This window comes from Duganella sp. GW821-FHT07F09, assembly GCF_059418705.1.
Window position 1 is genome coordinate 59,518 of the sequence record NZ_JBWKQJ010000007.1, and the last position, 24,993, is coordinate 84,510.

Sequence of the window (24,993 nt, forward strand, 5' to 3'; positions counted from 1 at the left end):
CGGTCTAAGCATATTACAAAAAATTCGTATCTTTTCCGGGCGAAATTTTACACCATGGGCGTCTGTTATTACGAAAGCTTATTATGACCAACAAAAATCCTGCTCGCCGTCTCGTTGTCACCTCGTTCCTGGCCGCATCGGCGCTTTTCATGGGCCTGCCGCTGCAAGCCAGCGCCGCCGAACCGGTGCTGCTGAACGCCTCGTACGACGTCGCGCGCGAATTATTCAAGGATATCAACCCCGTATTCGTGGCCGAGTGGAAGAAGACCACCGGCGAAACCGTCAGCGTCAACCAGTCGCACGGTGGCTCGTCCAAGCAGGCCCGCTCGGTCGCCGACGGCATGGAAGCGGCCGTTGTGAGCATGAACCAAGCCAATGACATCGATATGCTGGCCGATCGCGGGCTGGTGGTGCAGGACTGGGCCACGAAGTTCCCCAACAACGCCGCGCCGTTCTACTCGACCATGGTATACCTCGTCCGCAAGGGCAATCCGAAGCAGATCAAGGACTGGGCCGACCTGGCCAAGCCGGGTGTCAAAGTCGTCATCCCGAATCCCAAGACCGCCGGCAACGGCCGCTACACCTATCTGGCGGCCTGGGGCTCCGTGGTGAAAAAAGGCGGCACAGAGGCGCAAGCGCGCGACCTCGTCACCAAAATCTTCAAGAACGTGCCGGTGCTGGACGCTGGCGGACGCGGCGCCACCACCACCTTCACCCAGCGCGACATCGGCGACGTGCTGGTGACCTTCGAAAACGAGGTGAACATGGTGCGCGCCGAGTTCGGCGACAACTTCGAGGTGGTCTATCCGTCGATCTCCATCCTGGCCGAATCGCCGGTGGCGGTGGTCGACAAGGTGGTCGACCGTCGCGGCCTGCGCAAGCAGGCCACCGGCTACCTGAATTTCCTCTACACCGAGGCGGCGCAAGACATCATCGCCAAGCACTACTTCCGTCCGCGCTCGGAGAAAGCCTTCAAGAAGTACAGCGCCAACTTCCGTCAAATCAACATGTTCACGGTGGATGACGTCTTCGGCGGCTGGAAAGCGGCCCAGAAGAAGCACTTTGACGACGGCGGCGAATTCGACAAGATCTACCAGAACAAATAAGGTTATACGGATCGATTCGTTTGCAAAGGCCGTGAATGCCCGTAATCTGGACATGTAGTAACTAACCAGACAAAGGATGCACGATGGCCATTTCTGAAATTAACGTACGTAACCAGTTCCGCGGCAAAATCAAGGAAATCATCTTCGGACCGGTCGTGTCGGAAGTCGACGTCGAGACCCAGCACGGCATCGTCACCTCGGTGATCACGTCGCGCTCGATCCACGACCTGGACTTGAAAGTGGGCAGCGAAGTGATCGCCCTGGTCAAATCCACCGAGGTATCGATCGCCAAGATCAGCAGTTGAACCATCCAGGGCCGCAGCGCCCTGCGAGACCGGCCGCCGCCGCAGCCTGAAACCGATAAAAGCCCCGAGCGTTCCCCCGCCTCGGGGCTTTATTTCTGGCTGATACAAAATAATAGAATCCGTAGGTTACATACAATAGACGAGAAACCACTTTAATGTTATCGTCTATCCTTCGTATTGCCGCATAGCTAGACTTAGTTTTGCGTCGCGCCTTCTTCAGGCGCCCGTTTCACTCCTCACTCCCAAGAATACCTAACATGCTCAAGAAAATTGTCGCTGTATTGCTGAGTACGTTCACCGCGGCAGCGCTCGCAGTGCCGCTCGGCTCACAGTCCGTGCTGGTCGTCGAAGACGCTACCGGCAAGGTCCTGCTCGAAAAGAATTCCAACGTTCAAGTCCCGATCGCCTCGCTGACCAAGCTGATGACCGCGATGGTGGTGCTCGACTCCAAACCGGATATGAAAGAACCCATCAGCATCGACCAGTCCGACGTCGATATGCTGAAGCACAGCACCTCGCGCGTGCCGGTCGGCGCCGAGATCGCCCGTGGCGACGTGTTGCAGTTGGCGCTGATGTCGTCAGACAACCGCGCCGCCGCATCGCTGGCCCGCACCTATCCGGGCGGCCCGGCCGCGTTCAAAGCGGCGGTCAACGCCAAGATCCGCGCGCTGGGTTTGACCCAGACCGTGATCGAGGAGCCGACCGGTTTGTCGCCACATAACCGCTCGACCGCGACCGATCTGGTCAAAATGGCAAAGGCCGCTTCGGCCTATCCGGAGATCGCCCGCATCACTACCGACACCAAGGACATCATCAAGATCAAGGGTCGCCAGGTGGAATATCACAACACCAACCGCCTGGTCGGAGCGAAGGGTTGGGATGTGGGTTTGTCGAAGACCGGGTATACCGAAGAGGCTGGTCGCTGCCTGATCATGCGCTTTAAGTCTGGTGGGAAGAACAACACTTTGGTGTTGTTGAATGCGAAAGCAAATTCGGCGCGGTTGATGGATGCGTTTAATATCCGCCGCTTTATTTCGGGTCCGATTGAGAAACCAAAAGTATTAAAGGCTGCGGCGAAAACCAAGAAGAAAGTTATCAAGGCTAGCAAACGGAATCGTCGGGCTATGTGATTTTTTGCTGTTGTGGCACGTTGAAAACCGGACCTTGGGTCCGGTTTTTTTTCGTCTGGTGGACTGGCGCTTCGCGGCGGCGGTGTCGGCGGTGCTTGGCGGATTACCGCGTTCCGCCTAATCCGCCCTACGTGGATCCGTTGTTACGCGTCTTTCCCATGCCGGATTTTGGTGTTTTCGTGCTAATTTTTGGCTTAGCAAAGGCGGCAGAGCACTCTCAGCACTGGTTTCAGGCCTTCTAATTATCGAGGAGGTTGCGGAGGCCGCTGGCGCGTTGGGTGCGCTGGGCGATGGCGTCCAGCAGGACTTGGCCGTTGGGGGTAAGTAACGTAAAGTAGTCGCGGGCGCGGGTGATGCCGGTATAGATCAGCTCGCGGGCCAGCATGCCGCCGCTGTCTTTTGGCAGTACCAGCACGGTATGCCTGAACTCGGAACCTTGCGATTTATGCACCGTCATGGCGAACGCGGTTTCCACATTTCGCAGCCGCGTGGCGAGCACGCTGCGGACGTTTTCGCCTTCCGAAAAGTACACGCGCAGCGCGCCGGGACGCGCCGGATCCGGCAAAGTCAGGCCGATGTCGCCGTTGAAAACGCCGGTGCCGTAGTCGTTGCGGGTGACCATGACCGGGCGCCCGACGTACCATTCGCCGGTCCTCTTCAGCAATCCGGCCGATTGCAATCTTTTCTCGATGACTTCGTTCAGGCCGGTCACGCCCCACTCCCCTTCCCGCACCGCGCACAGAATGCGGAAGGTTTCGAAGCTATTCAGGACAGATTTCACCCAAGCAAGTCGTACGATCTCCTCGCCTTCCGGCGCACCCTCGGCGATCATTTTGAGGTAATCCTGATAACCACCGGCGGCCCCTCGGCGGCCCGCCAAAGCGAGTTGCAGCAGGTCCGCCGGTTGCGCGGGATCGATCCAGGCGACCTTTAGTTCTTCGCTCTCGCGCAGGACATGGACCGACGCGGCGGCGTCGCCGGCGTTGACAGCCAGCGCCAACGCGCCGATCGGACCACCAAAGCGGCGGCTTTCGCGCAACATCACCGTCTGCTGCGCGATCGGACCACCGTTGCCGGCGAAGCTGGCGGGCAATTCCTGTCCCGTGCTTTCTAGTACGTATGTCAACGTTTCGGCGCCGTAGGCGCCGGCTTCGGCGTTGTGGCACAGGTCGCCCAGCACCGCGCCGGCTTCGACGGAAGCGAGTTGGTCCTTATCACCCAGCAGTATCAAGGTAGCGTTCGGGGGAAGCGCGGCCAGCAGCGCCGACATCATCTCCAGGTGAATCATTGACGCTTCATCAACAATCAGCACGTCGACATCGAGCTGGTTGCCGGCGTGATGCTGGAACGCGCGCGTATCGGGCCGCGCGCCCAGCAAACTGTGCAAGGTTCGCGCCGCGCCCAGTTCACGCTCCGGCATCACCTCGCGCACCCGCTGGTCCAGGCCGGCCAGCGCGACGTCGATCGATTGTTTCAGCCGGGCCGCCGCCTTGCCGGTCGGCGCCGCCAGGGCGACGCGCAAGTCGGAATGCCTGCCGCCGCTGGTGGCGAACAGCAATGCCAACAAGCGGGCGACGGTGTAAGTCTTGCCCGTGCCGGGGCCGCCCGTGATGATGCCGAGCTTGCCACGCATGGCCACCGCGCACGCCACTTTTTGCCAATCGACGCCGCCGCCGCGCGCCGCGTGGGGGAAAAGGATGTCGAGCCAGCGGCGCACGCCGGCCACTTCGCTGTCGGCGTCGATGGCGATGACGCCGCCAAGCGCGCGGCTGCGCACCGCTTTGGCGACCAGCGTTTCGTCGCGCCAGTAGCGGCGCAGATACAGGCGTTCGCCGTCCAGTACCAGCGGCTGCTGGAAATCGAGGTCGCCGACCGGCCACACCTGGTCGCAACCGGCCAGCAGGGTCCGCCACGCTGAAGCATTTTTCGGCCAGGCGCCCACCGCTTCACGCAGATCGCGCCATTCATCGCCCGTCCAGCCCAGCAAGGCGGCAGGGTCGGCCGACAATTCATCCAGCAACAAGCAGCTGTGCCCGCGCCCTTCCAGCTCCGACAACAGCACGCAAGCGGCCATCAACTGGGGTGAACTGCTGCCAACGGAGGCGATAAAGCGTGCAAAAGCCCCACTCAGCCGGCGCAGGTGTCCGCTTTCGGTCAGCGCGTCGATTTGTGCGAACAACGGCGCGGAAGCGTCGTTTGCCGGCCGTGTTTCAATACTCATGTTGAGCCTCGCCATGCGCCGGACCGGAGTAGCCGAGCAATTGATCCAATCCGTCCAATAGCGCCGGGTCCGGCGCCATCCAGTAGCAGCCCCGTGTTTGCGTGTTGGCGATGCCGCGCAAGAACAGGAAAACCGCCCCGCCCAAATGTTCCGCCGGATCGTAGCGCCCGCCAAGGCGGCTTTGCAGCAACCGGTGCAGCGCCAACATATATATAGCGCCCTGGATATCGTAGCGATGCTCAGCGATCGCCGCGATCAGCGCCGGCTCGTGATAGGCGGCGTCACCCGCGCCCAAAGCGTTCGACTTGTAATCGAGTACCCAGAATTTTCCCTCGTGCTCGAACACCAGGTCGGCGAAGCCTTTCAGCATGCCGTGCAGCTGGCGCTCCGGCAGCGAGGGCCGTGCCGCGCCGTCCAGCAAATGGGCGACGCACAACTGGTCCAGCGCGCCGGTGTCGAGGCGCTCGCTCGGGAACCAGAATTCCATCTCCGGCAGCGGCGCCTCGATGCGGCTGAGCGGCGTATTCACATACGGCAGCTTGGTCGTTGCGATCTCGCGCAGCCAGGCCAGCGTGTCGCCAAGGCGGTTGCCCCAACCCGCGCGCTCCACCCTGCGCGTCAGGCGCGCCTCGAAGTTCTCCTGCTCGACGATGGCGAAGCCCTCCTCGCCCATCCATTCCAGCTGCTCGTGCAGGAAGTTACCCGGTACGGAACCGCGCGGGAAGCGATGCCACGGCGCGTCCTCGACCCGCACCGGCAGCACGATGCCCGGCACATCGCCGTCTTCGAGCAAGGTGGCCTGCGATCCGTCGCGCGGCACCGGCGCCGCGCCCACGTTGTCGGAGGAGCCGATCATGCCGGTCGGACCGGTGCGCCGCGCCAGCGAGCTGAAACTGCCGACCGACCAGTCACGCTCGAAACGGCCGGTGTAGTGCAGGGGCTCCAGCAATGGTGGGCGGTGTTCGATCCTGCTCAAACGCGTGGGCGGCTGCGGCGTCATGTCCAGGGTGACGATGCTGATCGCCGCGCAGCCTTTGCACGTATGCTCCCAACGCTCCATCACCAGATCGGACGGCAGCGCCTCGCCGCCGGTGAGCAGGTAGCCGAGCGCCGATTCGTGCAAGGTGTTGTCGCCGGCCTTGCGGCTGGCCTGCGCCGTCACGCCCAGCCACAGGAAGTGGCGCGCGCGCGTCAGCGCCACATACAGCAGGCGCAAATCCTCCTGCAGGCGCGCGCGCTCGACCAGCTCCATCGCCGTCTCGGTCAGCGCCATGTCGATCTTACGCACGCCGTCGTCGTCGCTGAATTCGAAGAAGCTGCGGTTGCGCCGCTCCACCTTGCGCGCCGTGACGGCGAACGGCAGGTACACCAGCGGATACTCCAGGCCTTTCGATTTGTGGACCGTGACGACCTTCACCAGTTCGGCGTCGCTTTCCAGGCGCAGCACGCGCTCGTCGCCGGCGCCCTCGCCGCCCTCGATCTGTTCGGCGAGCCAGCGTATCAGCGCCTGTTCGCCATCGAGCTGGCGGCTGGCCGATTGCAGCAACTCGGCCAGATGCAGCAGATTGGTCAGACGCCGCTCGCCGCCCGGCTGCCGCAGCAGCGCCGCCGGCAATTGCAGCTCGTGGATGAAACGGCGCAGCATCGCCAGCACGCCCTGGCGCTGCCAGACGATATGCAGCGCCTTCAACTGCTCGACGCGCTCCTCCCATGCCAGTTCGTCCGATGTCATCAGCGCCAGCTGCGCCAGTTCCAGTCCCGCCGTGCGGGTGGCGTAGGCCGCCCGCGCCAGCGCACCGTCCAGCGGATTGGCGACCGCCGACAGCCAGCGCAGCACGTCGGCCGCCTCCTCGCTGTCGGTCACCGAATCCTTGTCCGACAAATAGACGCTGGCGACCTGGCGCCGCTGCAGCGCGCGGCGTATCGCCGCCGCCTCCTTGCGGTCCCGAACCAGCACCGCGATGTCGGCCGGCTTCAGGCGCTCGAATCCATCCGGGCCGTCGAAGCCGGCGCGTTCGTCGTTCAGCTTCGCGACGATGTCTTCGGCGCAGTGGTGGGCGAAGAACTCGCGGTAGCTGTCGGCTTTCAGGTCCTGCGCGGCGCTGCACGCCACCACCAGCGCCGGCACGTCGCCGTCGGCGTCGACCATGCGCTCCTTGCGGCCTTTGGCGCCGACCGCCTCGAACGGCAGCGGATTGACGCGCGTGCCGGGATCGCGGAAGCGGAACGCGCCCCGTCCGAAGCCGCCCTGCGCCGGCCCGCCCTCGGCGATCATGAACAGATGGTTGACCGCGTCGACCACCGGCTTGGTGGAACGGTAGTTGGTGCCAAGCTGGTAATGACGCCCGGTCGTGGCCTTGCGGGCGGATAGATAGCTGTGGATGTCGGCGCCACGGAACCCGTAGATCGATTGCTTCGGATCGCCGATCAGGAACAGCCCCGTCTCCGGGTCGTTGTCCGCCACCCGGTACAGCAGATTGAAGATCTGGTACTGGTTCGGCGCCGTATCCTGGAACTCGTCGACCATCGCCACCGGATACTGCCCGGTGATGCGCTTGCGCAGCGCGTCCGCGTTCTCACCCTGCAACGCGGCGTTCAGGCGGTCCAGCATGTCGGCGAAACCGAACTGGCGGTTGCGTTTTTTCAGCTCGTCCATGCGGTTGGCGACCGACGCGGCGGCGTGACGGTACAGCGCATGCGCCATCGGTTCCAGTTCGTCGAGCGCCCGCTTCAGCACCTCGGTGGCGTCGAAGTCCTCCGGGATGGCGGCGCTGAAGCCTTTGGAGAAGGCGTCCTCGATGCCCCATGGCGTGAGCCGCTTCCAGGCCGTGTCGGTAATTTCGGGAAGGACCGCGCCGGGATCGAGCGCCCACGCGCGCAGGCCGTTGAACCAGCCGGCCAGCGAATCGGGCCGCATCTTGTTACCGTTGAAGCACTTGGGCGACATCTCGCGGTGCTGGGCGATCCACTGTTCCATGCGGTTGGCACGCTCGTTCCAGCCGGCCTTCAGACCGACCAATTGCGCCAGCTGCTCGCGCTGAACGGCGCCGATCAATGCCCCCAGCGACTGCGTCGCATCGACGTCGCCGATGATGTCGGCGCGTTTGACCAGCTCACGGATCGACTTCTTCATCACGCCAACATCGCCCCAGCAGGACAGCAGCGCTTCCAGCGACACGGCGTTGAGCGGATAGACTTGCTGCCGCCAGTAGTCGTGGGCGGCGTCCTCGAACAGCGCCTGCTCGTCGCTGACCAGTTCCTCGTCGAACAGGCTGCCGCTGTCGAAGGCGTGCTCGCGCAGCATGCGCTGGCACCAGGCGTCGATGGTGAAGATGGCCGCTTCGTCCATCGTCTCCGCCGCCAGCATCAGCCGGTGCGCGGCCTGCTGCCGCTCGGCGTGGCTCGGGTACGATTCGAGGATCGCGTCCAGGTAGTCGTCACGGGTGTCGCCGCCGTCCATGTCCTCGAAGCGGCGCACGTAGGCCGCGGCCTCCACCAGCCGCTCGCGCACCCGGTTCGACAACTCGCGCGTCGCGGCGCGGGTAAAGGTCATCACCAGGATATCGGCCGGCAGCAGCGGGCGGCGGTAGCCGTTCTCGCCGCCATGGCCCAGCACCAGCCGCACATACAGCGCGGCGATGGTCCAGGTCTTGCCGGTGCCGGCGCTGGCCTCGATCAGGCGCGAACCGTGCAGCGGGAAGGTCAGCGGAGCGAGTTGATTGGTTGACTGAAGCGCGTCGGTGCTCATGACTGGCTCCCGGCCTCGATGGCCTCGATCGTGATGTGGTGTTCCAGCCAGTTCGCCAACGGGCCGTATAAAGCCTCGGAGACATCGGCGAAATCCGGCTGCGCGCTCAGCGCCGCGAAGTCGGGCCACAACCGGGCGAGGCACAGCTCCTCGTTTTCGCCGGAGATTTCAAAGCCGCCGTCGTAGACCGCGCGCGGATCGCCGCCCTGCGCCAGCGCCAACGCGGTTTTGCAGGCGGTCGGCAACGGACGGTTCATGCCGTCGCGCCACAGGCATACCAGCTCGCGCAGCGCTTCCAGCGCCTCGTCGCGCGGCAGCGCTTTCATCGTCACGATGGCGTCGCGCGCCACCAGGTAGCCTGTCACCGGCATTCCCGCCGCCGCCGCGGCCAGCTGCCGCAGCCACATGGCGATCAATTTGTCGCCGCGCGGCTTGCCCTGCTTGTCCGTCACCTTGGACGACATCTGCGTCAACCATACCGTCTCCAGGCCATTGCTGCGCAGTTGGTCGATCCAGTCGTCCACGCGCACGCCGGCCAGCACCAGGCTCAATGCCACCTTGGCGGCGGGTTTCGGATAGTGCTCGCGCAAGGTGAGCCAGGCGCAGCGCACCGGCACCAGCGCCTCGACCAGTTGGCGCTGATACTGCTGGCCGATCAAACCGATGGGCAGCACGCCTTCGCGCGCCAGCCTTTCGGCGCGTTCGGTCAGCTTGTCGTAGACTTCCTCGATCTGTTCCGCGTCGGCGCCGTCGTCGAGCATCGTGTCTTCGAGCAGATAGCGTTCCAGCGCATTGAGCGAAAACGGTTCCTCGTCCTCGCCCACCAGCGCCGATACACCGAACATCACGCCCAGCCGCTGGCGAAAGAAGAAGCGCACCGGCTGACGCACAAAATTATTCAGGCTGATGAGTTTGAGGCTGAATTTATCGTCGATGTCGAACGGCGGCAGCTCGGACGATGCCGCCGCCCCCTCATCGCCGTCCTCTCCGGCCCTATGCGCCTCGCGCCACTCACGCGCATAGGTCAACAGGCCACCGGCCTCGAAATAGCGGCGACTGAACGGCTGCAACGCGTGCTCGGTGGTGCGCGCGTGCAGATCCAGCTGCCAGCCGCTAACCAGGTAATCGCGCAGCTGCGACACCAGCACCGACGCCGGCTGCTCGCTGTTGTCGCGCACATTGCGTCCGACCCAGCTGATATACAGCTTGTCGCGCGCCGCCAGCAACGCCTCCAGCATCAGGTAACGGTCATCGTCGCGGCGCGAGCGGTCGCCGGGACGCGCCATGCCAGGCTGCGCCAGCAGATCGAAATCGGCCTTCGGCGCCCGGCGCGGGAAGTCGCCATCGTTCATGCCGAGCAGGCACACCACGCGGAACGGCACGGCGCGCATCGGCATCAGGGTGCAGAAGGTCACGCCGCCGGAGACGAATTGGTGGTTCAGGGTCGGCTCGTCCATCAAACCTAGCCACGCCTCGCGCAGCACCGCCAGCGGCACCGCTTCGTCGAACTGCGCGCCCTCGCAGGTTTCCAGCCAGTTGTTGAGGGCATCGTCCAGCTGCGCCAGGGTCAGGCGGTCGCCCTCCTCGCCGGCGCTGAAGAACGCCGCCAGCAAGGCGCGGGCCTGCACGCCCCACTCGGCCGGCGAGCGTGCCTGCGCCAGCACCGCGCGCCAATACAGCAGCGCCTCGACCAGTTGCGCCAGCGAGCCGGCCAACGCGGCATCGAGACCGCCGACTTCAGAAAACGGCTCGATGCCGGCGAAGCTGGCGCCGATATCGCCTCCACCGCCACTCGCATAACCGAGCAGCATGCGGCGCACGCCGAAGATCCAGGCGTTCTGTTCACCCGCCGGGCCGAGTCCCAGGCCGCTGCGGTGCTCCTGGTCCAGTCCCCAGCGCACGCCGGCGCCTTCGATCCACAGCCCCAGTGTGGGCAAATCTTCCTCGCCCAGGCCGAAGCGCGAGGCCAGCGCCGGAACGTCCAGCAGGTCGCGGATTTCGCTTTGGCGGCAGCGCTGCTGCGGCAACCGCAACAGCCACTCCAGCGCCACCAGCAGCGGGTTGACGCTGCGGTCGTTGACGTCGCCGATCTCGAACGGAATGTAGCGCGGATCGCTGCGGCGGTGCTGCGCGAAGACCGCGTGGATGGCGGCCGAGAAGGTGTCGATGTCGGGCACCATCACCACCACGTCGCGCGGACGCAATGGCTGCTCGCCGTCCCCGGCGCCGGCGAACATCTTCAACAACTGGTCGTGCAGCACCTCCACCTCGCGCTGCACGCTGTGGGTGATGTGGAACTCGATCGAACGGTCGTCGTCCGATGGCGGAACATGCGGGTGCTCGGACAGCGGCAGCAGATCGCGCACGGCCGCCTGCACCTGGGACAACAGGGTCCCGCCATCGCCCTCGCTGAACAAGTCGATGCGCAGCGGCGCCACGTGGTCGTCGTCGCCGGACTCACTGGCAATGGCCGCCGCGCTGGCCGAGGCCTCGTCGAATTCATCGAGCATGCGGACGAAGTCCCGTCCCTGACGCCCCCAGCTGGCCAGCAGCGGATGGCTGTGCGCATGCAGTTCCTCGAGCGGGATCCGACCCAGATCCTGGCCGTTGCGCAGTTGCTGGCGGCGGTGCGCGGAGCGCAGCAGGTCGCGTCCCTCGATGATGTCGCCCCAGTAGAACTGGCAGGGATTGGGCACGGCCAACACCACTTGCGCGTAGCGCGCCAGCGACGCGAGCGCCTGCAGGCTCTGATACGGCAGCGCCGAGACGCCGAAAATGACGATGCGGCGCGGCAGGCGGCCCAGCGGGGCTTCGCCGGCGGCGCTGGCGCGCACGAATTCCGTGTGCACCGTCGCGCGGCCCAGGTCCCGCTCCTCCGGATCGACATCGGCGATCACCGCGCGCCACAACTGGCCCTGCCAGCGCTGGTCGTCCGGCAGCGGCACGGCTTCGTTGCGCGCGTTGCGCAATTGATCGCGGCCGTGCGCCCAGTCGTCCAGCCAGTCGGCGCGGTACACCTGGTACTGGTCGAACAAGTCGGCCAGCCGCTCGGCCAGCTGCAAGCGCCGCTCCGCCTCGCCGTCGGCAAGGAAGTGACGCAACGGCGTGAACACGGGATCGGCCAGCAAGGTGGGCAGCAGGCGCATCAGGCGCCAGGTCAGCGGGCCTTTGTCGAAGGCGGAACGGACCGGCACCCGTTCGCGCCCCAGCATGCCGCGATAGGTTTCCCAGAGAAACCGGGCCGGCAGCGCCACGCGGGTGGCGGCGCACACGCCCATTTCCTCGGCCAGCGCGATCTTCAGCCACTCGGCCACGCCGTTCGACTGCACCAGGAAGATATCCGATTCCAGCGCCCCGAGCGGGTGATTGCGCAGCCACTGGAACACAGCCGCGCGCAGCTGCTCCATTTGATTGCCGTGCAAAATCAACAAGCCGGGGGTGATGCTGGGTTGCATAAGACTCTTTATAGGGGACAAGGCGCGATCAACACGCCGCAGTCAAAACCCTATTATCGCTCATCTAGCCCGGCGCGTAGGCCATCAGCTCCTGTGCGATGTGCCGGTCCAGCACCACCAGCATGGCGTGCATCTGCGCCACCAGACGGCGCGCGTTGGCCGTATCGGGGTCGGCGCGCACCCGCTCCAGCGCCAGGCACAGATTGCCGAACTGCATCGCGCCCACCGCGCGCGCCGACGATTTGATGCGATGGCCCAGCTCCGACAGCGCCACCAGGTCGTCCTGCGCCAGCGCGGCGTCCACTTCCCGCATGCCGTCGCGCGCCGATTCGACGAACAACAGCGCATATTTGCGCATCTTGTCAGGCTTGCCGCCGAAGGTCTGCGCCAGCGCGGCCAGGTCGAACAACTCGCCTTCGACCAGTATCGGCTGTGGTTCCGGCTGCGGTTCCGGCTCCACGACCGGTGATATCGTTTGCAAACTTGTTTGCACGATGCCTTGGGCGCGGATTTCCACGTCCGCTTCCGTCATCGTCCGCACCGGCGGCTGCGGAGGCGCCAGTGCGCCGATCGCGTTGGACGCCGCCATCGCCACCGACGCCGTACCGTCGGCCATCGTGAAATACGACGGCGGCGGCGGCGACACCGGCCGCGCCACGCTGGTCGCGTTCCGGGCCCGTTGGCTCATCCACTTCGACAGCATGTTAAACAGCAGCTTGGGGGCGATCGGCTTGGTCACGAATTCGTCCATGCCCGCCTCCAGGCAGCGTTCCTGGTCGCCGCGCCCGGCGTTGGCCGTCATCGCGATGATCAGGGTGGCCGACAGCTTGGGATGCGCGCGGATCAGGCGCGTGGTCTCGTAGCCGTCCATCACCGGCATCTGCACGTCCATCAGCACGCAATCGAAGCGCTCCTTGAGCAGCAGGTCGATCGCCTCCTTGCCGTTGTTGGCCACGCAGACGGTGGCGCCGGCATCCTCCAGCAGTTCCTGGCCGACCTGCTGGCTGAAGATGTTGTCCTCGACCAGCAGGATGGACGCGCCGCGTATGCTGTCGAGCACCTCGGGCTGCACCGCCTCCACGCTCGGCTGCAGCAGTTGCGTGCCCTTGGCCAGCCGCGCGGTGAACCAGAAGGTGCTGCCCTCGCCCGGATGGCTGTCGACACCGACGCCGCCGCCCATCAGCTCCGCCAGCTGCTTGCTGATGACCAGTCCCAGGCCGGTGCCGCCGTAGCGCCGCGTGGTCGACGTGTCGGCCTGGTGGAACGACTGGAACAGCTGCGACATCTGCTCCGTCGTCATGCCGATGCCGCGGTCGGCGACTTCGAAGCGCACCAGGATATGGCAGTCGCTATCCTCCAACTGGCGCGCGCGCACGAAGACCTTGCCGTTCTCCGAGAATTTGATGGCATTGCTGGTGAAGTTGAGCAGCACCTGCTCGAGCCGCAGCGGATCGCCGCGCAACTGGCGCGACATGCCCGGGCTGACCTCGTACACCAGTTCCAGCCCCTTGGCGCGGGCGCTCTCGCCAAGCTGGCTGGTGATGTTGGCCAGCAGCGCGTCGAGCGTGAAGTCGAGCATCTCCAGATCCATCTTGCCCGCTTCGATCTTGGAGAAGTCCAGGATGTCGTTGATGATGCCCAGCAGGTGCTGGCCCGAGTGATAGATCTTCAACAGATAGTCGCGCTGCTTCGGATGCGTGACCGATTTCAGCGCAAGGTGGGCCATGCCGATGATACTGTTCATCGGCGTGCGGATCTCGTGGCTCATATTGGACAGGAAATCGCTCTTGGCCTGGTTGGCGGTATCGGCCTTTTCCTTGAGCTGGTGCAGCTCCGTGACGTCGGTCGACATGCCGATCACCGCCGTCACCGAGCGGCCGATCTCCACCGGCGCCCTGACCGTCCAGTGGTACTGCACCTCGCCGTCGGCGCCGACGAACTGGGTCTCGCCGGAGCGCTTGACGTTTTCCTGGAACACGGGCTGCTCCAGCGCCCACGCGGCGTCGGCGGCGGCTGCCGGCATCAACTCGCTATCGAGTTTGCCGACGATGTCCTGCACCGGCATGCCCAGGCTGTGCGCCATGCGGGCGTTGACATAGATGAAGCGGCGGTTCTGGTCCTTCATGTAGACGTGGGCGTCGACATTATTGAGCACCGTGTCGAGCAGCACCCGGTGCTTGACGGCGCGCCGGCGCGACGAGTACAGCACCGCCAGATAGCTATACAGCAGCAGGGTGCCGGCGAACCCCGTCAACCCGGCCAGCCACGGGAAGTAGACATCGAAGCCGGTCAGCAGCTGCGATTTCCGCACCTGGAAGTGCGCCTTCCACAGGCTGCCGTTGAAATCGATCGGCAGCACCGACTCCAGATAGTCGCCGCGCTCCGCCGCCGACAGCGGCGTGACCGTCGTCGCGCCGCTGTCGTTGAACAGCAGGCGGTCATGCTTTTCGATGACCAGGCGGCGCTGCTCGACATCGGTGCTGCCGTCCGCGTACAAGTTCAGATGGACCTGGCGCACCGTCATCTCGTCGATCGCGCCCTGCACCAGCTTGGCCACGCTGAATCCCAGCCCCACCGACCCCAGATAGGCGGCGCGGCGCTCGGTGACGTCGGCCAGCGGCATGTTGCGCCGATACACCGGCAAGCGCATGCCGAGCGCGACCTGCCGCTGCGGCTGTTCGATCACGAAGGGCTGGCCCGAGGCGCTGACCTGGCCGCTGTCGCGCGCCGCCGCGTTCAATTTCTCGACCACGGGGCTGGTCGCCAAATCGAGGCCGATTCTTTCGTCAAGCAAGTTGTTCGGTTCGACGTAGGTCAGCGGCGCGTAGACCGGACGGCGCCCGGCCGGCTTGATGTCGAAATCGGGATAGCCCCGCGGCGACAGGCTGCGGTCGGCGCGCACGGCGGCGACAAAGGCGTCACGCTCGGCGTCGGTGACGACCGGCGCCCAGCTCAGCATGGCGATGGCGGGAAACTGGCGCGGCAGATCGAGTCCCGACACGTACTGGTGGAACTGCTGGCGGCTCAGGTTATCGCTCGTCTGGAACAGCGCGACCAGGCCGCGCGTCAGGTCGGAATAGGACTTGATGCGCGCCGAGATCGCGTACTGCGTGCTGCGGGCCAGGTTCTCAAAACGCTGGCCGGCATCGGCCTCGACGATGCGCGTGGCGACCCCGTACAAGGTCGCGCCCATCGTCATCGCCAGGGTCCAGCCCGCCGCCCAGAACAGCGCGCGCGACCTGACGGCCGTCTTTCTGCTGTTAGCGGATTTAAGCATGCGCCATCACTCTATTCTTTCGGGATAGACAACAAATCATAAAAACTTTTGCATCACAGCAGCATACTATTAATGCCGTCGAGTAACCAGCGAAAGAATTCGATAGATTTGGTGAGAATTCAACGGAACCTTATGCCGTAACGGACGCTCTAATTGATGAGCCTGTAAAAATACTCATCGACGGAGCGCGTCATGCCTGCCACATCTGTTGTATCTGCAACTATTCTGACGATTTTTTGCTGCGCTTGCGTCGCCATGCCCTTGGGATGCCAAGCCTCGGAGTCGGACCATCGCGAATTCGAGGCCGTGCTGCAAGCGCCCTTTCATGCCGACACCAAGGGCATGCGGACCATTACACTGCATTTCAACTACCCGGATAGTGAGCAAACGCAACAAGTACGTTGGCGGCTGGAATTATTGCGCGACGATGGACGCGTACTCAAGCATTGGAAAGGACGGCGGGCGCTCGCCGCCGCACCGGTCAAGGTGGCGGTCCGCTTCATCACCGGCCGCAAGACGGCCAGGCTGCCGGCCGGCGTCTACCGGCTGCGCCTTCGCGCCGGTCTCGAATCCGGCATCGGCGACACTATCGACAACAATATTGATGTGGAACAAACTTGGGACGTGGCCGTGGGCCTACGCCGCCCCGCGCCGACCATCGCCCGTCCGCCCCCGTTCTCCACCGCACCGGCGCCGGCCGGCCCGCGCGCCACACCATACACGGCCTACCTCGGCAATCTGCACAGCCAGACCAACCACAGCGACGGCGGCGGCGCGCTGGCCCACTGCACCGGCTCGCAGGCGCCGCAGAGCGCGGCGCTCGGCCCGACCGAGGCCTACGGTTTCGCACAACGGCACGGCCTGGATTTTCTGATGACGTCCGAACACAACCACATGTTCGACGGTTCCAGCGGCACCAACGCCGGCGCCAACCCGGCGGCCGTCAAGGCGCTGTACCAGAGCGGCATCCATGCGGCCGGCAACTGGAATCTGGCGCATCCCGGTTTTCTCGGCATTTACGGACAGGAATGGGGCGTGATCGACAACGGCGGCCACTTGAACATTCTCAACAGCGGCGACCTGCTCGGCTGGGAGCGCAATGCCGCCGGCGAACTGCTGGCCGACACCGCCACTCCCAGGAGCGATTACGCCACGCTGTACGCGCTGATGCGCCAGCGTGGCTGGCTGGGCCAGTTCAACCACCCCAGGGCAGACCAGTTCGCCATTGGCGGCAAACCGCTGGCCTGGACGCCGGACGGCGACGCCGCCATGGTGTTATGCGAGGTCATGAACAGCAACGCCTTCTCGACCCGCACCGACGAATCCGAGCCGCAGCACAGCAACTACGAAGCGGGCTGCAACAAGCTGCTCGAGGCCGGCTACCACGTCGCCTTCAGCAGCAACCAGGACAACCACTGCGCCAACTGGGGCGCGTCGTCCGGCAACCGCACTGGCGTGCTGATCAAGCGCGGCGAACCGCTGGCCGCCGACACCTTCCTGGCCGCGCTCAAGGCCCGCCGGGTGTACGCGACCATGGACAAGAACGCCGAGCTGATCCTGACGGCCAACGGCCGCATGATGGGGGAACGCTTCGACAACAAAGGCAAGCTGACCTTGCAGGTGCGCTACACCGGCAAGCGCGGCCAGCGGCCCGCCGCCATCAATCTGTTTGCCGGCGTACCCGGACGATACGGCGCGGTGCAGGTCCTCAGCCGCAAAGCCAGGACCGTGCTCACCCCCACACCCGGCGCGCATTTTTACTACGCGAAGGTGACGCAAACCGATGGAAAAATGTTGTGGAGCGCGCCGATCTGGATCGACCAGCGGCGGCGATAAGGCACACGTTGTTGTGCGGCACAAACACATGCTAAGCGTGCGCGCGGGCACATATATTTCCTGTACTCTAAGAACCGGGTGAAAACGTTGCCAACTACCTTGTCAGATAGCTACAATAATCGAAACCGCCATGTTGCGGCATTGCACAATATTGCTTGACTCCCAGACACACAGGAGTATCTTTTATCTTCCAGACTGAATCCACCGGACCGTAACCTGACAACCATACAGCCCGCCGTGCAGATCCCAAAAGTTCTTCTCGTCAACGACGATCCGGCAAGCTTGTATGCGCTGGAAAGCTTGCTCACAAATGCGGTCGAACAGCAGATATACGAGCTGATCACCGCAGCGTCGGGCAAGGAGGCGCTACGCCATGTGCTGCTGCACGAGTTCGCCGTGATCTTGCTCGACGTCAGCATGCCGGGCATGGACGGTTTCGAGACGGCCGAGGCGATCCACTCGCATCCGCGCTCGGCCAGCGTGCCGATCATCTTCATCACCGCCCACTACGCCGACGAAATGAACCGGCTACGGGCCTACCAGGCCGGCGCCGCCGACTACCTGTTTACGCCGGTGATCCCGCAGATCCTGCAGGCCAAGGTCGCGGTGTTCGTCGACATGGCGGTGAAAAACATGCAGTTGCAAAGCAAGAGCGAGGAACTGGTGCGCCTGAACCAGGATTTGCGCGTGCAGCGCATGCAGGATCTGCAGCGCATCAATGGCGAGCTGGAACTGGAGATCAAGGAGCGCAAGGTCGCCGAGCAGCGCGCGCACGACCTGTCCACGCGCGACGTGCTGACCAATCTGGTCAACCGCCGCGCGCTGATCCAGCATCTCGAACACGCCGTCGCCGTCTCCGACCGCAACGGCATCGGCTTCGCCTTGCTGTTCCTGGACCTCGACAAGTTCAAGCAAATCAACGACAACTACGGCCATGAAGCCGGCGACGAACTGCTGCGCCAGGTGTCGGCGCGCTTGTCGGCGGCGGTGCGCGTGGCCGACATCGTCGCGCGCCTGGGCGGCGACGAATTCGTCGTGCTGATCGAAGGCCGCGCCGCCTCGGCCAACGCCGCCCGCGTGGCGCGCAAGATCGAGATGGCCTGCGCCCTGCCCTTCGAGATCGGCGGCCACCGTCTGAAAACGGCGGCCAGCATCGGCATCGCCCTGTACCCGCAGGACGGCGTCAACGCCCAACTGCTGATGAAACACGCCGACACCGCGATGTACCACGCCAAGCAGAATCCCGAGGCGCCGGTGCAGTTCTTCCACGAAGGCCTGAATGTGCGCGAGCGCGAACGCACGCAATGGACGGTGGAGCTGCGCCAGGCGATGAGCGGCGGCGAGCTGGAGCTGCGCTACCAGCCGCAGATCGAGATCCGCAGCGGCCGGACCGTCGCCGCCGAGGCGCTGCTGTACTGGCATCATCCCGAACGGGGAGTGCTGGAGGCGGCGCAGTTCCTGCCGCACGTGCAGGACCGCGTGCTGCTGGACCGGATCGATGTCTGGGTCATCGCCCAGGCATGTTCGCAGTCGGCGCTGTGGCAGCGGGCGGTGGCGGGCGACGAGGGCCAGCCGGCCGGTCCGCTGTGCATCTGGATCAACCTGGCCACGCCGCAGCTGCACGGCGAACTGCTACAGGTGCTGCTGCCGGCGATGCGCATGCACGGCCTGGCGCCGGGCAGCATCGGCGTCGAGCTCAATGAAAAACTGCTGCAGGGCGCCGCCGGACCGCTGGAGCAGGTGCTGGCGCAGCTGCAGGCGGCCGGCGTGCGCGGCGCGCTGGACGATTTCGGCAGCGCGCGCTCCTCGCTGGCCGCGTGCAAGCGCTGGCAGCTCGACGTGCTAAAGATAGATCCGGTGTTCATCCACGCCATCGGCAACGACCAGGGCGGCACCGACATCGTCGCCGCCGTGACCCACCTCGCGCGCGCCCTGTCGATGCGCGTCGTGGCGCTGGGCGTGGACCAGCGCCAGCAACTCGAAGTACTGCGCAAGCTGGGCTGCGACAACTGCCAGGGGGAGCTCTTTGCACCGCCGCAGCCGGCCGCCGACGTGCTGCGGCATGTCGCGCCGGGCGCGCCCTTCCCCCTTTCAACCCTTTCAACCACCACCCACTCCCTCCTGAACAACGAGGATTAAGCCGATGAATAATATGACCGACCTGGGCGAACAGCTGGATCTGAAGATCCTGCTGGCGACGCTGATGGCCCTAAAAAAAGGCGACTTCTCCGCCCGCATGCCCTCCGACTGGACCGGCATGTCCGGCAAAATAGCGGACACATTGAACGACATTATCGAGACCAAGGAAAAGATGGTCCACGTCGTCACCGACGTCAGTCGCGTGGTCGGCCGCGAAGGCCGGCTGACGCAGCGCGCGCAAGTACCCAACATGGCCGGCGGCTGGGCCACCATCATCAGCGCCGTCAACGCGCTGATCGACGATCTGGTGCGCCCGACCACGGAAATGGCGCGCGTCATCGGCGCCGTCGCCAAGGGCGACCTGTCGCAGACCATGGCGCTGGAGGTCGACGGCCATCCGCTCAAGGGCCAGTACCTGCGCGCGGCCACCACCGCCAACACGATGGTGGAACAATTGTCGTCGTTCTCCTCCGAGGTCACGCGCGTGGCGCGCGAGGTCGGCACCGAGGGCAAGCTGGGAGGCCAGGCGCAGGTGAAAGGCGTGGCCGGCACCTGGAAGGACTTGACCGACTCGGTCAACTCGATGGCGGGCAACCTGACCTCGCAGGTGCGTAACATCGCCGAGGTGACCACCGCCGTGGCCAACGGCGACTTGTCCAAGAAGATCACGGTCGACGTGCGCGGCGAGATCCTCCAACTGAAGGACACCATCAACGTCATGGTGGACCAGCTGCGCTCCTTCGCGTCGGAGGTGACGCGCGTGGCGCGCGAGGTCGGCACCGAGGGTAAGCTGGGCGGACAGGCCTACGTGCCGGGCGTCGGCGGCACCTGGAAGGACTTGACCGACAACGTCAACTTCATGGCGTCCAACCTGACGGGCCAGGTGCGCAACATCGCGGCGGTGACGACGGCGGTGGCCAACGGCGACTTGTCGAAGAAAATCACGGTGGACGTCAAGGGCGAGATCCTGGAACTGAAAAACACCATCAACGTGATGGTGGACCAATTGTCCTCGTTCGCGTCGGAGGTCACGCGGGTGGCGCGGGAGGTCGGCACCGAGGGCAAACTGGGCGGCCAGGCTCAGGTGAAAGGCGTGGCCGGCACCTGGAAGGACTTGACCGACTCGGTCAACTCGATGGCGGGTAACTTGACGGGCCAGGTGCGCAACATCGCCGACGTGACCACCGCCGTGGCCAACGGCGACTTGTCGAAAAAGATCACGGTGGACGTCAAGGGCGAGATCCTGGAATTGAAGAACACCATCAACGTGATGGTCGACCAATTGAACTCCTTCGCCTCGGAGGTGACCCGCGTGGCGCGCGAGGTCGGCACCGAGGGTAAGCTGGGCGGCCAGGCCAACGTGCCCGGCGTCGCCGGCACGTGGAAGGACTTGACCGACGGCGTGAACTCGATGGCGGGTAACCTCACGGGTCAGGTGCGTAACATCGCCGACGTGACCACCGCCGTGGCCAACGGCGACCTGTCGAAAAAGATCACGGTGGACGTCAAGGGCGAGATCCTGGAACTGAAAAACACCATCAACGTGATGGTGGACCAACTGTCCTCGTTCGCGTCCGAAGTGACGCGGGTTGCGCGGGAGGTCGGCACCGAGGGCAAGCTGGGTGGCCAGGCGTATGTGCCCGGCGTCGGCGGCACCTGGAAGGATTTGACCGACAACGTCAACTTCATGGCGTCGAACCTGACGGGCCAGGTGCGCAACATCGCGGCGGTGACCACCGCCGTGGCGCGCGGCGACCTGTCAAAGAAAATCACGGTGGACGTCAAGGGCGAGATCCTCGAGCTGAAAGACACCATCAACGTCATGGTGGACCAACTGTCGTCGTTCGCGTCGGAAGTGACGCGGGTGGCGCGCGAGGTCGGCACCGAGGGTAAGCTGGGCGGACAGGCAAACGTGTCCGGCGTGGCCGGTACGTGGAAAGACTTGACCGAGAACGTCAACCAGCTGGCGGCGAACCTGACCAACCAGGTGCGCGCGATCGCCGAGGTGGCGACGGCGGTGACGCGCGGCGACTTGTCCCGTTCGATCCAGGTGGAGGCGCGCGGCGAGGTGTCCTACCTGAAGGACAACATCAACGAGATGATCCGCAACCTGAAGGACACGACATTGAAGAACGCGCAGCAGGATTGGCTGAAAACCAACCTGGCGCGCTTCACCCGCCTGCTGCAGGGCCAGCGCGACTTGCAGGCCGTGACCAAGCTGATTCTGTCGGAGCTGGCGCCGCTGGTGTCGGCCCACCACGGCGTGTTCTACATGATGGACTCGCAGGAATCGGACGCCCGCCTGCGCATGATCGCCAGCTACGGCTACCGTTCCAGCCGCAAGCTGCCGACCTCCTTCCTGCCCGGCGAAGGCCTGGTGGGCCAGTGCGCGTTGGAGAAGGTGCGCATCTGGCTGACCGACGTGCCGCGCGATTACATCGTCGTCTCGTCGGGCCTGGGCGCGGCGCCGCCGACCAACATCGTCGTGCTGCCTATCCTGTTCGAGCAGCAGGTCAAGGCCGTCATCGAGATCGCGTCGCTGGACCGCTTCACCGAAACCCACCTGTCCTTCCTCGACCAGTTGATGGAATCGATCGGCGTGGTGCTCAACACCATCGAGGCGAACAGCCGCACCGAATCGCTGCTGACGCAATCGCAATCGCTGGCGCAGGAACTGCAACAGACCAACCAGGAACTGGCCGAAAAAGCCCGCCTGCTGTCGGAGCAGAACATCGAGGTGGAGCGCAAGAACCGCGAAGTGGAGCAGGCCAAGCTGGCGCTGGAGGAAAAGGCCACCCAGCTGGCGCTGTCGTCCAAGTACAAATCCGAGTTCCTGGCCAATATGTCGCACGAGCTGCGTACGCCATTGAATTCGCTGCTGATCCTGGCGCAGCAACTGGGCGACAACCCGGACGGCAACCTGTCGGGCAAGCAGGTGGAATTCGCCAAGACCATCCACGGCTCCGGCTCCGACCTGCTTACCCTGATTAACGACATTCTCGACCTGTCGAAGATCGAGTCGGGCACGGTGACCCTGGACGTCTCCGAGTATCGCTTCCAGAACCTGCGCAACTACGTCGACCGCACCTTCCGCCACATGGCCGAAGCCAAGCATCTCGGCTTCTCGGTCGACCTGCGCGAGAACCTGCCGACCGCGATGATGACCGACACCACGCGCCTGCAGCAGGTGCTGAAAAACCTGCTGTCGAACGCGTTCAAGTTCACCACGCACGGCCAGGTCTCGCTGGTCATCAGTCTTGTCAACAGCGGCTTCTCCAACGACCACCCGAACCTGATCCACGCCGACGCGGTGCTGGCCTTCGCCGTCAGCGACACCGGCGTCGGCATCGCCGCCGACAAACTGCAGCTGATTTTCGAGGCGTTCCAGCAGGCCGACGGTTCGACCGCCCGCAAATACGGCGGCACGGGCCTGGGGCTGTCGATCTCGCGCGAACTGGCGCGGCTCCTGGGCGGTGAGATCCGCGTCGAATCGGTGGTCGGCAACGGCTCCACGTTCACGCTGTTCCTGCCATACAACCGCGCGGGCTTCATCAACTACGACATGGGCCGCCAGCCGCAGGTGCGCCTGCCGATGCCGGCCATGCCGGCGCCCAACATCGTCTACTCCGCGCCGCACTACAGCGAACTGTCGATGCCGGAGCACGATGGCGCCGCCGCGGCCAGCGAGCTCGATGCCGACATCAGCGAATACAGCACCAGCGACGATCGCGGCCTGGTGGCGCCGGGCGACCCGTCGGTGCTGATCATCGAGGACGACGAGCGCTTCGCCAAGATCGTGCTGGGCTTCGCGCGCGAGAAGAACTTCAAGGGCGTCGTCACCATGCAGGGCGATTCCGCCCTGAGCCTGGCGCGCGACTACCTGCCGTCGGCGATCCTGCTTGACCTCGACCTGCCGGACATCGATGGCTTCACGGTGCTCGACCGTCTCAAACGCGACCCGAGCACGCGCCACATCCCCGTGCATGTGATGTCCAGCCTGCGCGAACGCGAGCGCGCGCTGCGCCTGGGCGCCATCTCCTACCTGAACAAACCGGTCAGCAAGGCGACGCTGCAGGAGGAATTCGCGCGGATACAGAAATTCCTGTTGGGCGGAAAACGCAGCCTGCTGGTGGTGGACGACGAACCGGCGCAGCGCGACTCCATCGTCGCGCTGATCGGCGACGCCGACCTCCACATCGTCGCCGTCGACACCGGCAAGGCCGCGCTGGAAGCGCTGCGCGAACAGCGCTTCGACTGCATGGTGCTCGACCTGACCTTGCCGGACATTTCCGGCTTCGACCTGCTCGACATTATCGGCAAGGACGAATCGCTGCGCGACCTGCCGATCGTCATCAACACCGCCAAGGACTTGAACCGCAAGGAAGTGGCCAAGCTCAAACGCTACGCCAAGACCATCGTCATCAAGGACGCGCGCTCGCCGGAACGCCTGCTCGACGAGACGGCGCTGTTCCTGCACCGCTCCCAGGCCAGCCTGCCGGAGGCGCAACGCCGCATGCTGGAGGAGATCCACGCGGCCGATGGCGGCCTGGCCGGGCGCAAGGTGCTGATCGTCGACGATGACCTGCGCAACATCTTCGCGCTGTCGTCGCTGCTGGAGCGCCAGCAGATGCAGGTATCGTTCGCCGAAAATGGCCGCGACGGCATCGAGGTGCTGGAAAAAGATCCGACCATCGAGATCGTCCTGATGGACATCATGATGCCGGAGATGGACGGCTACGACACCATGCGCGCGATCCGGCGCATCCCCAAGTTCAAATCGCTGCCGATCATCACGTTGACCGCCAAGGCGATGAAGGGCGACCGGGATAAGTGTATCGCCGCCGGCGCGTCCGACTACATCACCAAGCCGGTGGACGTGGCGCAACTGCTGTCGCTGATGCGGGTGTGGCTGCACTGATGGGCGACATGATGCCATCGGCGCGGCGCCACTCCCCGTCTTCGGTCGAGGAGTTGGAACTGGAGCTGTTATTGGAGGCGCTGTTCCAATGCCATGGCTACGACTACCGTGGCTATGGACGGGATCTGGTGCGCGGCAAGGTGCGGCAGCTCATGGCCGAACTGTCCGCGGACAGTATCTCGGCGCTGCAGGCCAGGGTGCTGCACGAGCCGGCCGCCCGCGACGCCTTCCTGAAGGCGATGTATGTCGAACCGGCGCGGATGTTCGACAACGCATCGGAAACCGCGCTGCTGCGCATGTCGCTGGGCGTGTGCCTGCACGGCGCCGCGTTGCCGCGCGTCTGGCTGGCCGATTGCGCCGGCGCCCAGCAGGCATGGACACTGGCGATCCTGCTGGAGCAGGAGCAACTGGGTCCACGAACGGAGATCTATGCCACCGTCGCCAGCGACGCGCTGCTGGACGAGGCGCTGCAAGCCAGCCTGCCGATGGCGCGGCTGGCTGAACTGCAGGGTAACTATATAAAGAGCGGTGGCGTCGGCCGCCTGATCGACTATTTCGAGGTGAACGCGGAAGGCACGCGCGCCGTGCCGCTGCCGCACCTGCGCAGCCGCATCACGTGGGCGCAATACAACCTGGTGACGGACGCCTCGTTCAACGAATTCCAGATGATCGTGGCCGATCGGGCGTTGCCGGACTTCGGCCCGCCGCTCAGGGAGCGCGTGATGCGGCTGTTCGACGACAGCCTGGCGCAATCGGGCATGCTGGTGCTGGACCGCCCGTTCGACGACAACGAACCGCTGGCGCGACAGTACAGACAGGTCTTCCCGCACCAGCCCTGGTACAAGCGGGTGGCTTGAA

At 64.6% G+C, this 24,993-nt stretch carries 11 protein-coding genes; 7 read left to right on the plus strand and 4 right to left on the minus strand.

What is annotated here, in order from left to right:
* Positions 1-83 precede the first annotated feature (83 nt).
* The 3 genes from AC07P1_RS19175 (at position 84) to AC07P1_RS19185 (ending at position 2,541) form a co-directional block, all read left to right on the plus strand.
* Positions 84-1,106 carry a sulfate ABC transporter substrate-binding protein gene (locus AC07P1_RS19175; RefSeq protein WP_494697307.1) on the plus strand — a complete coding sequence of 341 codons (1,023 nt, stop codon included), beginning with the start codon at positions 84-86 and terminating at the stop codon, positions 1,104-1,106.
* An 83-nt stretch (positions 1,107-1,189) separates the two neighbouring features.
* Positions 1,190-1,411, plus strand: coding sequence for a TOBE domain-containing protein (locus AC07P1_RS19180; protein ID WP_019919846.1), 222 nt, complete (start codon positions 1,190-1,192; stop codon positions 1,409-1,411).
* Positions 1,412-1,668: 257 nt separating this feature from the next.
* The gene (locus AC07P1_RS19185; RefSeq protein ID WP_494697308.1) at positions 1,669-2,541 is read left to right on the plus strand and encodes a serine hydrolase; all 873 of its coding nucleotides are present in this window, start codon (positions 1,669-1,671) and stop codon (positions 2,539-2,541) included.
* 238 nt (positions 2,542-2,779) lie between these two features.
* Here AC07P1_RS19185 and recD read toward each other — a convergent pair whose 3' ends face one another.
* The 4 genes from recD to AC07P1_RS19205 all read right to left on the minus strand — a co-directional run bounded on the left by recD (position 2,780) and on the right by AC07P1_RS19205 (position 15,242).
* Positions 2,780-4,762 (minus strand): exodeoxyribonuclease V subunit alpha, encoded by a 1,983-nt coding sequence (gene recD, locus AC07P1_RS19190; protein ID WP_494697309.1) that lies wholly within the window; start codon positions 4,760-4,762, stop codon positions 2,780-2,782.
* On the minus strand, positions 4,752-8,510 hold the full coding sequence (gene recB / locus AC07P1_RS19195) for an exodeoxyribonuclease V subunit beta (protein WP_494697310.1): 3,759 nt from the start codon (positions 8,508-8,510) through the stop codon (positions 4,752-4,754). The genes recD and recB overlap by 11 nt, the downstream gene beginning before the upstream one ends.
* Positions 8,507-11,965 (minus strand): exodeoxyribonuclease V subunit gamma, encoded by a 3,459-nt coding sequence (recC, locus tag AC07P1_RS19200; protein ID WP_494697311.1) that lies wholly within the window; start codon positions 11,963-11,965, stop codon positions 8,507-8,509. The genes recB and recC overlap by 4 nt, the downstream gene beginning before the upstream one ends.
* Positions 11,966-12,029: 64 nt before the next feature.
* Positions 12,030-15,242 (minus strand): CHASE domain-containing protein, encoded by a 3,213-nt coding sequence (locus tag AC07P1_RS19205; protein WP_494697312.1) that lies wholly within the window; start codon positions 15,240-15,242, stop codon positions 12,030-12,032.
* Between the two features lie 255 nt (positions 15,243-15,497).
* Here AC07P1_RS19205 and AC07P1_RS19210 point away from each other — a divergent pair, with 255 nt between their 5' ends.
* The 4 genes from AC07P1_RS19210 to AC07P1_RS19225 all read left to right on the plus strand — a co-directional run bounded on the left by AC07P1_RS19210 (position 15,498) and on the right by AC07P1_RS19225 (position 24,992).
* Positions 15,498-17,078, plus strand: a complete 1,581-nt coding sequence (locus AC07P1_RS19210; RefSeq protein ID WP_494697313.1) for a CehA/McbA family metallohydrolase — start codon at positions 15,498-15,500, stop codon at positions 17,076-17,078.
* Positions 17,079-17,315: 237 nt separating this feature from the next.
* The gene (locus AC07P1_RS19215) at positions 17,316-19,217 is read left to right on the plus strand and encodes a putative bifunctional diguanylate cyclase/phosphodiesterase (RefSeq protein WP_494697314.1); all 1,902 of its coding nucleotides are present in this window, start codon (positions 17,316-17,318) and stop codon (positions 19,215-19,217) included.
* A gap of 4 nt (positions 19,218-19,221) precedes the next feature.
* The gene (locus AC07P1_RS19220) at positions 19,222-24,135 is read left to right on the plus strand and encodes a hybrid sensor histidine kinase/response regulator (RefSeq protein ID WP_494697315.1); all 4,914 of its coding nucleotides are present in this window, start codon (positions 19,222-19,224) and stop codon (positions 24,133-24,135) included.
* Positions 24,123-24,992 (plus strand): CheR family methyltransferase, encoded by an 870-nt coding sequence (locus AC07P1_RS19225; protein WP_494697316.1) that lies wholly within the window; start codon positions 24,123-24,125, stop codon positions 24,990-24,992. Before AC07P1_RS19220 ends, AC07P1_RS19225 begins: the two co-directional genes overlap by 13 nt.
* Position 24,993: the final 1 nt, after the last annotated feature.